This window comes from Frondihabitans sp. PhB188 (assembly GCF_003752365.1).
GTDB lineage: Bacteria > Actinomycetota > Actinomycetes > Actinomycetales > Microbacteriaceae > Frondihabitans.
This window is the reverse complement of sequence record NZ_RJUO01000001.1, coordinates 272,008-284,484: the sequence shown is the minus strand read 5'-3', so window position 1 is coordinate 284,484 and position 12,477 is coordinate 272,008. Positions and strand designations below refer to the sequence as shown.

General features: G+C 69.3%; 12 protein-coding genes. 6 read left to right on the top strand and 6 right to left on the bottom strand.

Going from position 1 to position 12,477, the window contains the following annotated elements; translation table 11 throughout:
* Positions 1–26: 26 nt before the first annotated feature.
* The 3 genes from tatC to lnt are packed head-to-tail and all read left to right on the top strand — an operon-like array spanning position 27 to position 4,973.
* On the top strand, positions 27–782 hold the full coding sequence (gene tatC, locus EDF46_RS01320; RefSeq protein WP_123504477.1) for a twin-arginine translocase subunit TatC: 756 nt from the start codon (positions 27–29) through the stop codon (positions 780–782).
* Between the two features lie 25 nt (positions 783–807).
* Positions 808–3,306 carry an RNA helicase gene (locus EDF46_RS01315; protein WP_123504476.1) on the top strand — a complete coding sequence of 833 codons (2,499 nt, stop codon included), beginning with the start codon at positions 808–810 and terminating at the stop codon, positions 3,304–3,306.
* 47 nt (positions 3,307–3,353) lie between these two features.
* Positions 3,354–4,973 carry an apolipoprotein N-acyltransferase gene (gene lnt / locus EDF46_RS01310; RefSeq protein WP_233579747.1) on the top strand — a complete coding sequence of 540 codons (1,620 nt, stop codon included), beginning with the start codon at positions 3,354–3,356 and terminating at the stop codon, positions 4,971–4,973.
* Between the two features lie 100 nt (positions 4,974–5,073).
* On the opposite strand, the gene EDF46_RS01305 is transcribed toward lnt, so the two are convergent.
* From EDF46_RS01305 to EDF46_RS01290, 4 genes are all read right to left on the bottom strand, one after another.
* Positions 5,074–5,439 carry an RNA polymerase-binding protein RbpA gene (locus EDF46_RS01305; RefSeq protein ID WP_123504474.1) on the bottom strand — a complete coding sequence of 122 codons (366 nt, stop codon included), beginning with the start codon at positions 5,437–5,439 and terminating at the stop codon, positions 5,074–5,076.
* 162 nt (positions 5,440–5,601) lie between these two features.
* Complete coding sequence (locus tag EDF46_RS01300; protein WP_123504473.1) at positions 5,602–6,357, bottom strand: glycerophosphodiester phosphodiesterase family protein; 756 nt, start codon at positions 6,355–6,357, stop codon at positions 5,602–5,604.
* Positions 6,354–7,349: an SPFH domain-containing protein gene (locus EDF46_RS01295; RefSeq protein ID WP_123504472.1), complete on the bottom strand. Its 996-nt coding sequence runs from the start codon at positions 7,347–7,349 to the stop codon at positions 6,354–6,356. The genes EDF46_RS01300 and EDF46_RS01295 overlap by 4 nt, the downstream gene beginning before the upstream one ends.
* Positions 7,346–7,876 (bottom strand): NfeD family protein, encoded by a 531-nt coding sequence (locus tag EDF46_RS01290; RefSeq protein ID WP_123504471.1) that lies wholly within the window; start codon positions 7,874–7,876, stop codon positions 7,346–7,348. Before EDF46_RS01290 ends, EDF46_RS01295 begins: the two co-directional genes overlap by 4 nt.
* 133 nt (positions 7,877–8,009) lie before the next feature.
* On the opposite strand from EDF46_RS01290, the gene EDF46_RS01285 reads away from it, so the two are divergent.
* The 3 genes from EDF46_RS01285 to EDF46_RS01275 all read left to right on the top strand — a co-directional run bounded on the left by EDF46_RS01285 (position 8,010) and on the right by EDF46_RS01275 (position 10,597).
* A complete protein-coding gene (locus EDF46_RS01285; protein WP_123504470.1) occupies positions 8,010–8,774 on the top strand; it encodes an SDR family oxidoreductase in 765 nt (254 codons plus the stop codon).
* A gap of 11 nt (positions 8,775–8,785) precedes the next feature.
* The gene (locus EDF46_RS01280) at positions 8,786–9,271 is read left to right on the top strand and encodes an NUDIX hydrolase (RefSeq protein WP_233579746.1); all 486 of its coding nucleotides are present in this window, start codon (positions 8,786–8,788) and stop codon (positions 9,269–9,271) included.
* Positions 9,272–9,400: 129 nt separating this feature from the next.
* Positions 9,401–10,597, top strand: a complete 1,197-nt coding sequence (locus tag EDF46_RS01275) for a glycosyltransferase (protein ID WP_123504469.1) — start codon at positions 9,401–9,403, stop codon at positions 10,595–10,597.
* Here EDF46_RS01275 and EDF46_RS01270 read toward each other — a convergent pair.
* Entirely contained in the window at positions 10,594–11,247 is a 654-nt protein-coding gene (locus EDF46_RS01270) for a response regulator transcription factor (RefSeq protein WP_123504468.1), read from the bottom strand. The genes EDF46_RS01275 and EDF46_RS01270 overlap by 4 nt on opposite strands.
* Positions 11,244–12,458, bottom strand: coding sequence for a sensor histidine kinase (locus EDF46_RS01265; RefSeq protein ID WP_123504467.1), 1,215 nt, complete (start codon positions 12,456–12,458; stop codon positions 11,244–11,246). Before EDF46_RS01265 ends, EDF46_RS01270 begins: the two co-directional genes overlap by 4 nt.
* Positions 12,459–12,477 lie beyond the last annotated feature (19 nt).

Here is a 12,477-nt window from a genome sequence, read left to right as displayed (position 1 = left end):
GCTCCTCGAAGAGCGCCGAGGGGCGGATGTCCCTCGGGCAGCACTTCCTGGAGTTGCGCAAGCGGCTCTTCTTCGCGGCCGTCGCCATCGCGCTCGGCTCCATCGCCGGATGGTTCCTCTCCGAGTACGTCCTCGACATTCTCAGGGCGCCCGTCGAGACCATCGCCGGTGACGGCCACCGTCTCGCGTCGCTCAACTTCGGCAACATCACTGGCGCTTTCGACCTGAAGCTCACGATCACCATCACCGTGGGCATCATCATCTCGAGCCCGGTGTGGCTGTACCAGATCTGGGCGTTCATCGTCCCGGCCCTGGTGCGCAAGGAGAAGATCTACGCGCTCGGGTTCCTCGGGGCAGCCATCCCGCTGTTCCTCGCGGGCTGCTGCGCCGGCTTCTTCGTGCTTCCGCACATCGTGCAGGTGATGACGAGCTTCATCTCGCAAGACGACTCGTCGATCATCGACGCCAAGACCTACTACGACTTCGTCCTGAAGCTCGTGCTCGCCGTCGGCGTCGCCTTCGTGCTGCCGGTGTTCCTCGTGCTGCTCAACTTCGTCGGCGTCATCTCGCACAAGTCGATCATCAAGAGCTGGCGCGTGGCCATCATCCTGATCGTCCTGTTCACCGCGATCGTCACCCCTGCCGCCGACGTCATCTCGATGCTGCTGCTGGCTGTTCCGATGATCCTGCTGTTCCTCGCCGCCTGCGGTGTGACCTACGTGCACGACCTCCGGGCCGCACGCCGAGTCGCCGCGCTCGACGCAGAGCTCGCGGGCGCCTGAGCCCCGCGCGCATAGACTCGACCGCGTGACCAGCAGCGATCCGTCTCCTGCCGAGCGCTTCGCAGCGTCGCGCAACCGTTCCAAGACCCCCCAGCTCCAGGCGTTCCGCTCGAGACTGGGTTTCGGCCTCGACCCCTTCCAGATCGCGGCCTGCGAGGTCGTCGAGGAAGGCCGGAGCGTCCTCGTCGCCGCTCCCACCGGTGCGGGCAAGACCCTGGTGGCGGAGTTCGCGATCCATCTCGCGATGCAGGATCCCCACCACAAGGTCTTCTACACGGCGCCGATGAAGGCGCTCAGCAATCAGAAGTACCAGGAGCTCGTCGCCGAGTACGGCGCCTCCGAGGTGGGCCTGCTGACCGGCGACACCAACGTCAACTCGCGCGCCCGCATCGTCGTGATGACGACCGAGGTGCTGCGCAACATGCTCTACGCGGGCTCCGACCTGCTCGAGGATCTCCGCTGGGTCGTGCTCGACGAGGTCCACTTCCTGGGCGACCGCTTCCGCGGTGCCGTCTGGGAGGAGGTCATCATCCACCTCCCGCTCGACGTGCGCATGGTGTCGCTGAGCGCGACCGTGTCGAACGCCGAGGAGTTCGGCGACTGGCTTATGGCCGTCCGCGGCGACACCGACGTCATCGTCTCCGAGGAGCGCCCCGTGCCCCTCCAGCAGCACGTGCTCGTCGGCAGCAAGTACCTCGACCTGTTCGACTCCAGCGGCAAGGCCGCCACCAACCGGGTCAACCCGGAGCTCGTCCGCGCGGCGTCGCTGAACGTCCGCGCCGGCGGCCGTGGCGGGCGACCGGGCTCGGGATCCCACGGCTACCGCGGCCGAGACTCCGCGCGTCCCGGCCCGAGCGGCCCGCAGAACTTCGGCCGCATGGACCGCTGGCGGATCGTCGAGCTGCTCGATGGCAAGAACCTGCTGCCGGCCATCTTCTTCGTCTTCAGCCGCGTCGGCTGCGACCAGGCGGTGCGCCAGGTGCTCCGCTCCGGCATCCGACTGACCTCCGCGGCCGACCGCGACGAGATCCGGCAGATCGTCGACGAGCACTGCCGCACCCTCCGCGACGAGGACCTCGCCGTGCTCGGCTACTACGAGTGGCTCGAAGGGCTCGAGCGGGGTGTCGCCGCGCACCACGCCGGTCTCCTGCCCGCGTTCAAGGAGGTCGTCGAGGAGCTCTTCCAGAAGAAGCTCGTCAAGGTCGTCTTCGCCACCGAGACGCTCGCCCTCGGCATCAACATGCCGGCGCGGAGCGTCGTGCTGGAGAAGCTCGAGAAGTACAACGGCGAGTCGCGCGTGCCGATCACGCCGGGGGAGTACACCCAGCTGACCGGTCGTGCCGGTCGTCGCGGTATCGACATCGAGGGCCACTCGGTGATCCAGTGGGCGCAGGGGCTCGACCCGCAGGCGGTCGCCGCACTCGCCTCCCGCCGCACCTACCCGCTCAACTCGAGCTTCCGACCCACCTACAACATGGCGGTCAACCTGATCGAGCGGTTCGGGCGCTCGCGCACGCGCGAGGTGCTGGAGACCTCCTTCGCGCAGTTCCAGGCCGACCGCGCCGTCGTCGACCTCGCCCGCAAGGTCCGCTCGCAGCAGCAGTCGCTCGACGGCTACGCGAACTCGATGCAGTGTCACCTCGGCGACTTCGGCGAGTTCATGATCATCCGCCAGGAGATCGCCGACCTCGAGAAGCAGGGGGCGTCTCGCGCCGAGACGCAGAGCCGCGGAGAACGCGACCGCCGACAGCAGAAGATCACGTCGCTGCGTCGGCAGATGCGCTCGCACCCCTGCCACGCCTGCCCCGAGCGAGAGCAGCACGCACGCTGGGCCGAGCGCTGGTACAAGCTGAAGAAGCAGACGGACCAGCTCTCAGCGCAGATCCGCGGTCGCACCGGAGCCGTCGCGAAGATCTTCGACCGCGTCACCGACGTGCTCCTCGACCTCGGCTACCTGATCCCGCCCGACGGCTCGGCCCAGGGCGACTCGTCGAGCGTCTCCCGCACGACCGAGGTCGAGGTCGCGGCGCCGGGGCGCACCCTGCGCCGCATCTACGGCGATCGCGACCTCCTCGTCGCCGAGTGCCTGCGCCGTGGCGTCTGGAACCAGCTCGACGTGCCTCAGCTCGCAGCGATGGCCGCCACTCTCGTGTACGAGCCGCGACGAGACGAGGGGATGCTGGGCGACCGCTTCCTGCCGCGCGGGGAGTACCGCACGGCGCTCGACCGCACGCAGACCATCTGGTCGGAGCTCGACGACCTGGAGCAGTCGCACCGGCTGCCCGGCACGTCGCAACCGTCGCCCGGCATCGCCCTGGCGATGCAGAAGTGGGCGCGCGGCGCCGACCTCGACACCGTGCTCGACGATGCCGAGCTCGCGGCGGGCGACTTCGTGCGCTGGACCAAGCAGACGATCGACCTGCTCGACCAGCTCTCGATGGTGGCCGACCCGCCCGTGGGCGCGACGGCCCGCAAGGCGCTCGACGCAGTGCGCCGGGGCATCGTCTCCTACAGCACGGTCTAGGGCGCTTTCCGGGCCAGGGCCCCGACTGGGCCGTTTAGACTCGTCGGGTGCCCCGACTCTTCGGCGCGCCGCCCCTATCGGGTCCGCCGCGCTCAGCCGACTTCCGTCTGCCCCTGTGGATGGCCGTCATCGTCGGCGCCGGCGGAGGGGCCTTGCTCGAGTTCGCCTTCCCCGACAAGAACATCTGGATCCTGGCGGTGCCGGGCACGGCGCTGATCCTCCTCGCCCTCCAGGGTCGGAGCGTGGGCGGGTCGCTTCTGGTGGGGCTCGCCTCGGGCGGAACCTTCTTCTTCGTCCTCATCGACTGGGTCGCGACGTACCTCGGGCCCGTTCCCTGGTTCGCGCTGGCCGGGTTCGAAGCGGTCATCTTCGCCGTCGGCGGCATCGCCATCACCCTCGCCTATCGCTGGGTCGCTCGGGTCTGGCCCGGCACGCTGGGCCGCACCCTGCTGCTGCCGGTCGTCGTCGCAGGCCTCTGGACCGGCCGTGAGTTCGTCGCGGGCCACTACCCGTACGGCGGCTTCTCGTGGGGCCGCGTGGCCGAGAGCCAGTCGCAGAGCCCGTTCGCGCCGCTGACCGCGTGGCTGGGGGTGTCGGGCCTCAGCTTCGTGCTCGTCGGCCTCGCCGCGTTCCTGCTCCAGTTAATCGTGGATCGGCCCCTCGTGCGCTCGACCCGCCTTCTGGTGGGGCTCACGGCGATCGTCGCGGTCCTGGCCGTGCCGGCATGGCCCACGCAGTCGGCAGGGACGTCGACGATCGCGGCCGTGCAGGGCAACAGCAAGGCGGGGTTCTTCCAGAAGCACGACTACGGCGACCTGACGAACGCCCAGGTGCTCGCCACGTACGACGGCGTGCGGCCCTCCGACACGATCGACATGCTCGTCTGGCCCGAGGGCGCGTCAGATCGCAACCCGACGACCGACCCCTACGGTACGTACATCTTCGACACGCTCTCGCAGGCCTACGACGCCCCGATCGTCTCGGGAGTCATCACCCAGCGCGGGTCGAAGGACTACAACTCCTCGGTCGTCTGGAACGACGGCGCGGTGCAGGCCCAGTACGACAAGCGCCACCTGGTGCCCTTCGGCGAGTACGTGCCGGACCGACCCTTCTTCATGGCGCTGGCCCCATCGCTCGTGGGGCTGCTCACCCGCGACCTCACACCGGGTACCAACTCGAACGTGCTCGACGTCGGCAGCATCAGAGCCGGCATCTCGATCTGCTTCGACATCGTCGACGACGCCCTCACCCGGCAGATGGTCGACGACGGGGCCAAGGTGATCCTGGCCCAGACGAACAACGCCGACTTCGGGCAGACCGACGAGAACACGCAGCAGCTCGCCATCGCGCGCCTGCGGGCCATCGAGACCGCGCGGCCGCTGGTCAACGTGTCGACCGTCGGCTCGAGTGCCGTCATCTCGGCCGACGGTGCGACGATCGACAGCATCCCGGCGTTCCGCCCGGGCGCCATGGTCACGAAGATCACTCTCGGCACGGGCACCACGCCGGCTGTCTTCGCCGGGGCCGCCCTCGAGCAGCTCGTCATGTTCTTCGGACTCGCGTCGCTCGTGCTGGCCCGCGTGCTGCTGCGCGGCTCCGGGTACGCCGAAGCCGAGCGTCGTCACCGGGTGGCGAAGCGCGCTCGTCGGCTGGCTCGCGCCGCGTGAATCGCTCTCTCCGGGCACGGGCGCAGCAACGACGCAGAAGTCGCGCCCGACCTGAGTGGTCGGGCGCGACTTGGCTGTCGTGCGGCCTGAGCTGGTGAGGCTAGGCGCCGATCTTCTGCTGACCCTTGCGCGCCCTCAGGAAGTCGAGTCGCTCCTGCAGGAGCTCCTCGAGCTCCGGGCGCGTACGGCGCTCCAGGAGCATGTCCCAGTGGGTGCGCGGCGTCTTCACGTCGCCGCGGTCGATGTCGACGGGCTTGCCGTCTTCGGAGAGCAGCGTGCCCTCCTGACCCGACTTCGGCGACTGCCACGACTCGGGAACCTCGGCCTCGGCCGCGAAGACGACCTCGAACGTCGAACCGTCCGCCGTCTGGAACATGGCCTTCTTACGGGGCGAGAACTCGACGCCCTCTTCGCTCTGGAGGCTCTGGCTTCCGAGCCTCATTCCACGCAAACTGCGATCTGCCATTGTGTGGTCTCCTCTCGCGTTGCAATCTCCCTTTGTAACCACTTAAGATGAAGGTTTGTTTCGGCGGCCCCAAACTCACAGTGCGCACACAGCGGATCGGGAGTTGCCGTCACGACCTGGCTTTCCTGTCTGGTGTTCGGAGCAGAACGCACTAGCGCTCGCTCACGGTCGCGCAGTGACGACGGGGACAGCCAGATCGGCCCGGTCGGTGATGAGCCCGTCGACGCCCAGATCGAGCAGACGCTCCATGTCGGCCGTCTCGTTGACGGTCCACACATGGACCTCGACGCCGTTGGCGTGCGCGGCGCGGACGAGAGCCGACGACAGAACAGGGAGCGAGCCCTGCCGCTCCGGAATTTGCAGCGCGTGGATGCCCTTCATCGCCAGGCGCGCGAGAAGGGGTACCCGCGTCTGCGCGGCGACGACGGCGCGGATCACGCCGGGCGACGAGGCGGACGTCGCCACGCCGGGCAGGTCGGCCACGGCGCGGTGCCGGCGCTTCTCGTCGAAGGAGGTGACGAGGACGCGATCGATCGCGTTCGCGCACCGGATGGCGGCGACGGCGGGCTCGACCACGGCGTCGTGCTTCAGATCGATGTTGAAGCAGGCATCGGGAAACGCGTGCAGCGCCTCGGCCAGCGTCGGGATCTCGACGTCTCCCCGAAGCCGGATACGGCGCACCGCCGACGCCGTCAGCCCGGCGATGGGCGACTGCGGCCCGCCCACGCGGTGCAGATCGGGGTCGTGGCTGAGGACGGCGACACCGTCGCTGGTCGCGTGGACGTCGGTCTCGAGATGCATGACGCCGAGCGCCATGGCGTGCAGGAAAGCCGGCAGAGTGTTCTCCGGCTCGCCGACCGCCAGCCCCCGGTGCGCGATGACGCGAGGGGACCGACGGTCGAACCAGCGCGTGGTCACTCGGCGGAGGGGCCCGCCGAGGTGGGGGCCGTCGGCGCGGGCGCCGGGGCGGGCGGCGTACCGGGAGTTCCGGCGCCCTCGCCCTTCATCGCATCGCGGGCACCGAGGAAGCCTGCGCCGACGCCCTTGAGCGCCTCGGTGAACTCGGACGGGATCATCCAGACCTTGCTCGCGGTGCCGTCGGCGATCTTCGGCAGCGTCTGGAGGTACTGGTACGCGAGCAGCTTGGGGTCGGGGTCGCCATCGTGGATCGCCTTGAAGACGGTCTGGATGGCTTCGGCCTCACCCTGAGCACGCAGGACCTGCGACTTCGCCGCACCCTCGGCCTCGAGGATCGACGCCTGGCGCGACCCCTCGGCCTGGAGGATGGCGGCCTGCTTGGTGCCTTCAGCGCGGAGGATCTGGGCGCGTCGATCGCGCTCGGCGCGCATCTGCTGCTCCATGGAGTCCTGGATCGACAGGGGCGGCTCGATGGCCTTGAGCTCGACCCGGCCGACGCGGATGCCCCACTTGCCGGTCGCCTCGTCGAGGACGATGCGCAGCTGGCCGTTGATGTTGTCGCGACTGGTGAGGGCCTCTTCGAGGTTCAGGCCGCCGACGACGTTGCGGAGCGTGGTGGTGGTCAGCTGCTCGACGGCGCCGAGGTAGTTGGCGATCTCGTAGGTCGCCGCACGGGCGTCGGTCACCTGGAAGTAGACGACCGTGTCGATCGAGACCACGAGGTTGTCCTCGGTGATGACGGGCTGGGGTGGGAACGAGACGACCTGCTCGCGCATGTCGAGCAGCGGCCGCACGCGGTCGATGAACGGCACGAGGATGTTGAGGCCGGGGGAGAGGGTCTTGTGGTACTTGCCCAGCCGCTCGACCACGCCGGCCGTGGCCTGCGGGATGATCCGGATCGCGCGGAAGAGGATCACCAGCACGAAGATCACGACCACTATGAGGACGAGAACGAGCACGATCCCCCCGATGGCTGCTGCGTCGACGTTCATGAGAGGCTCCCTTGGTTGGTGGGCGAGACGGGCTTGCTGGGCGGTGTGGTGCCGGGGACGACGACGGCCGTCGACCCCTCGATCGCCGTGACGACGACCGGCGTGCCGGTGTCGAGGGTGCCGGACCCCTCGGGGGCGAGGAGCCGGGCGCTCCAGGTCTCGCCGTTCGACAGCTTGACCTGGCCGGGGCCGGCCGCGGGGTCGCCGCCGACGACGGGGACGACCACGATGCCGGCGAGGCCGAGGAGGGCCTCGACGCCGGTCTTCGTCTGATCGCCGCCGCGTTTCAGCGCACGCAGGAGGGGCGGGCGCACCGTGAAGAGGAGCAGCAGGGAGACGATCGCCGCGACGATCACCTGCAACCAGAACTCGCCGCCGAACAGGCCGGCGAGGAGGCCGCCCACGCTGCCGATGGCGAGCATGAGGAAGGTGAACTCGACGGTCGTCACCTCGACGATCACGAAGAGCAGTATCAATCCGATCCAGAGCACCCAGTAGTAGTCGGCGAAGAACTCGGTCATCGTCATGCTCCCTTCCTTGGGAATCGGACCGAAAAGGTAAGGTACAGAATTTCGGCTGCTTGCCCCACGTTAGCAGTCCGCGCTCCGCTTGGTAGCCTGAGGCTGCACGTTTTCGCCGCATCGACAGGAGTACCCCAGAGTGTCCAACCCCCTCGCCGCAGGCAGCCTCGCGGGTCGCCGCGCCCTCGTCACCGGATCCTCTCGCGGAGTCGGCGCCGACACCGTCCAGTACTTCGCCGAGGCCGGCGCCTCGGTGGTCGTGAACTACCGCAACAAGGAGAAGCGCGCCCTCCAGCTCGTCGACAGGATCGTCGCCGGCGGCGGATCGGCCATCGCGATCGGCGCCGACCTGACCGACCCCGACTCGGTCCAGGGGATGTTCGACCGGGTGGAGGCCGAGCTCGGCGGTCTCGACGTTCTCGTGCTCAACGCGTCGGGCGGCATGGAGTCGGGCATGGCGGCGGACTACGCGCTCCAGCTCAACCGCGATGCGCAGGTCGACGTGCTCACGAAGGCGCTGCCGCTCATGGCCGAGGGCTCGCGCGTCGTCTTCGTCACCAGCCACCAGGCGCACTTCATCCGCACCACGGAGACCATGCCCGAGTACCTCCCCGTGGCGCTGAGCAAGCGCGCCGGCGAGGACGCCCTCCGCGAGCTGATCCCGATGCTCGCCGAGAGGGGCATCGGCTTCACCGTCGTGTCGGGCGACATGATCGAGGGCACGATCACGGCGACGCTGCTCGAGCGCTCCAACCCCGGCGCCATCTCGTCGCGCCGCGAGTCGGCCGGCAAGCTCTACAACGTCGCCGAGTTCGCCGCCGAGGTGGCCGCGGCCGCGCTCGACGAGGTCCCCTCCGACAACACCCGGCTGGTCGGAGACGTCTCCGACTTCGCCGCGGTCTGAGCGTCGGCGCCGTGGCCACCCCCACCCCTGCCGGCGACGCCGGCCGCTCGCGCCGCATCCTGCGTCTCACGTCGCGGCTCATCGTGCTCGACGAGGCAGACCGCGTGCTGCTGATGGACACCAGGTCGCCCGACACCTCGGGCGTCTCGCGCTGGATCACGCCCGGCGGCGGGGTCGACCCGGGGGAGTCGCACCGCGACGCCGCGATCCGGGAGCTCCACGAAGAGACCGGCCAGGTCATCTCGGATCCCGGCGAGGTCGTCTTCACCTCCGACTTCGAGGTCGAGTGGGATGCCGCCGACCACACGCACGGCCACGCCGAGTTCTACGTCGTGCGCCTGCCGCACTTCGAGGTGGTCTCGGACGACTGGACCGACGACGAGAAGGTCGACATCGTCGAGTCGCGCTGGTGGAGCATCGACGAGCTCACCACGACCACCGAGCCGTTCGAGCCTCTCAATCTGCCCGGCATCATCCGGCGCGCACTAAACCGGTAAGCACTCGACCGGCAGGCACTCGACCAGCCGGCACTGGGCCGGCAGGGCCTCGTCTCAACACATGTGATGAGACGAGGTTGGGCCGTTCGGCCGTATCGGCGGGCGAGGCGCCCTTCGTAGGCTCGAGCCATGGACCTCACCGTCATCGTCCCCACCTTCAACGAAGCCCCGAACGTCGCCGAGCTCGTGCGCCGCGTCGAGAAAGCCGTCGAGGGCATCGACGCCGAGATCCTGTTCGTCGACGACTCGAACGACAACACGCCCGACGTGGTCCGCGAGGTCGCGTCGAGGCACGTGCTCCCGGTGCGCCTGCTGCACCGCGACAACCCGGTCGGCGGACTCTCCGGTGCCGTGATCGAGGGCCTCCGCTCGACGACGAGCCGCTGGTCGATCGTCATGGACGGCGACCTGCAGCACCGCCCCGAGACCCTCCCCGCGATCCTCGCCAAGGGCGACGCCACGGGAGCCGACGTCGTCGTCGCCTCGCGCCACGTCGACGGCGGATCGAGCGACGGCCTGTCGGGCGGCGTGCGCCGTCTCGTCTCGCAGACGTCGATCAAGGTCACCAAGGCGCTCTTCCCGAGCCGCCTGCATGGTACGAGCGACCCGATGTCGGGCTTCTTCGGCCTCCGCCGCGGCTCGATCGAGGTCGACGGCCTCCACGCCCGCGGCTTCAAGATCCTGCTCGAGATCCTCGCTCGCCAGTCGCTGTCGGTCGCCGAGGTGCCCCTCGTTTTCGAAGCGCGGCTCGCGGGAACATCCAAGGCCGACATGAAGCAGGGAATCGCCCTCGGCCGCCAGCTGTTCGACCTGAAGTTCGGCCGGATCTCCGGCTTCGCCGCCATCGGAGCCCTCGGCGCCGTCGCGAACCTCGCCATCCTCTACGGCCTGCAGCAGTTCGGCGTCGGCTACCTCGCCGCCGCCTGCATCGCCGCAGTCGCGACGATCATCGGCAACTTCCTGCTGCAGGAGCGCTTCATCTTCAACGACCTCAAGGCCGGCGCCCGCACCGTGTGGAAGCGCTGGTGGCACACCTTCGCCTTCAACGGCACGGAGTCGGCGGTCCGCACGTTCCTGCTCTGGCTCATCGTCGAGACGACCTCGCTGCACAGCGTGCTCGTGCAGGCCGGCCTGATCGCGATCGGCTTCACCCTGCGCTACCTCTACCAGTCGCGCATCGTCTACAAGAACGTCGGCACGTCCGAGCCGACGCTCGACGACATCGTGGAGAGCGAGACTGCGGCACATGAGGCCGCCACGCACGACATCTCGGCCCACGACGCGCACCCCGCCACCGGCCCGGTCCGCCAGGCCGAGGTCGCCTAGCTCCGAACGAGGCCGTTCTCGTAGGCGAAGATCACCAGCTGGACGCGATCGCGCAGATCGAGCTTGCCGAGGATCCTGCTCACGTGCGACTTCACCGTCGCATCGCTGAGGTGGCGGTCGTCGGCGATCTCGTTGTTGCTGAGGCCCGCCGCCAGCAGGGAGAAGATCTCCCGCTCCCGGGCGGTGAGCTCCGAGAGCGCATCGGTCCCGGCCGTCGTCGGGCGGCGAGCGAACCGCTCGACGAGCCCGGTCATCACCGAGGGCGCGACGACGGCCGAGCCCGAGTGGATCGTGCGAAGCGAAGCGAGCAGGAACTCGGGGTCGGCGTTCTTGAGCAGGAAGCCCGAGGCACCCGCCTGAATCGCCTTGAACGTCTTGTCGTTGAGCTCGAACGTCGTGAGCACGACGACCTTGGGGGCCGGCCCGTCAGCGGCCAGGATGCGCGCGGTCGCCTCGACGCCGTCCGTCACGGGCATCTCGATGTCCATCAGGATCAGGTCGACCGGCTCGGAGGCCGCTCTCTCGACCGCCTCGCCGCCGTCGGACGCCTCCCACGCGACGGCGAAGTCGTCCTGCGAGTCGAGGATCATGCGGATCCCGGCGCGGAACAGGGGCTGGTCGTCGGCGAGGCCGATGCGGATCTCGGTCACTCGGGAGCTCCTGGGTGGTGGGGAATTCGAGCGGCGACTCCGAAGCCGGTGACGCCGTCGACGCGCGGGCCGCTCTCGACGGTGCCTCCGACGAGGCGGACGCGCTCCACCATGCCCGCGAGGCCGTAGCCGCCCAGACGAGGCCGGTCGGCCTCGGCGATGAGACCGGGGCCGCCGTCTTCGGTGGTGTGCGTGGTCACTCCGACGCCGTCGACGGTCCACGAGATGGCGACATCGACGCGGGTGCCGGGGCCGCCGTGCTTGAGCGCATTGGTCAGGGCCTCCTGCACGACGCGGTAGAGCGCGAGGTCGCCCGCCGTCGAGAGCTGCAGACGGTGGCCGGTCTCGGCGACCTCGACGACCAGCCCCGACGAGCGGAGGTTGGCGACGAGCCCCTCGAGGTCGGCGATGCCGAGCGAGCCCTCGTGGCCGTCGCCGCCCGAGAGCACGTTCAACAGGTCGCTGACGTCGTCGAGGGCCGATCGGGCCGACTGGTTGATGACGCCGAGCGCGTCGGTCGCGGCCTGCGGGTTCTTCGCCACGGCGTACCGGGCTCCGTCGGACTGCGCGATGATCACCGCGAGCGAGTGCCCGATCACGTCGTGCATCTCGCGCGACAGGCGCGTGCGCTCGGTCTCCTGGGCGACTCGGAGCTCGGCCCGGAGCAACTCCTGGTCGCCCTCGAGGCGCTCGAGGCGCGCGGCGATGAGGGCCCGCCGCGTGCCCGTGATCGTCCCGAGCAGCCAGAACAGCGAGAGCGCGGCGGCGATGACCCCGGCCACGCCGACGAAGTAGATGACCCGCGACACCGCGAGCTGCGACGCGTGCTGCCCGTGGGGGAGGAAGAGCCCCGTGATCAGGACGAGCTTCACGCTGGCGACCACGCCGCCGGCCAGGCTCGACGCCAGGCCGAGACGGCGGACCAGACGCGACTCGGACAGGCTCGTCGCGAAGATGACGACGGCGAGCATGACATTGCCGTTGATGAAGGAGGGCAGGACCAGCAGCTGCACGAGCGCCCCGAGCCAGGAGATGCCGAGGGCCGTGCCGGGGGAGCGGCGCCGGAAGACGAGCGCCAGTGCGAACAGCGCGTCGACGGGAAGCGTGATCCAGCCCGTGCGGAACACGTCCAGGCACCCGAAGAACCCGAACGCGACGACGCCCACGATGACGTCGACCGCGAAGGGCCGACGGTCGAGGGATGTCCACATGGGTCTTACGCTAGCGTCC

Coding starts and splice junctions, on each gene's coding strand:
- tatC (WP_123504477.1), top strand. CDS start 27: ATGTCCCTCGGGCAGCACTTCCTGGAGTTGCGCAAGCGGCTCTTCTTC.
- EDF46_RS01305 (WP_123504474.1), bottom strand. CDS start 5,439: ATGGCAGATCGCAGTTTGCGTGGAATGAGGCTCGGAAGCCAGAGCCTC.
- EDF46_RS01295 (WP_123504472.1), bottom strand. CDS start 7,349: ATGAACGTCGACGCAGCAGCCATCGGGGGGATCGTGCTCGTTCTCGTC.
- EDF46_RS01290 (WP_123504471.1), bottom strand. CDS start 7,876: ATGACGATGACCGAGTTCTTCGCCGACTACTACTGGGTGCTCTGGATC.
- EDF46_RS01275 (WP_123504469.1), top strand. CDS start 9,401: ATGGACCTCACCGTCATCGTCCCCACCTTCAACGAAGCCCCGAACGTC.
- EDF46_RS01265 (WP_123504467.1), bottom strand. CDS start 12,458: ATGTGGACATCCCTCGACCGTCGGCCCTTCGCGGTCGACGTCATCGTG.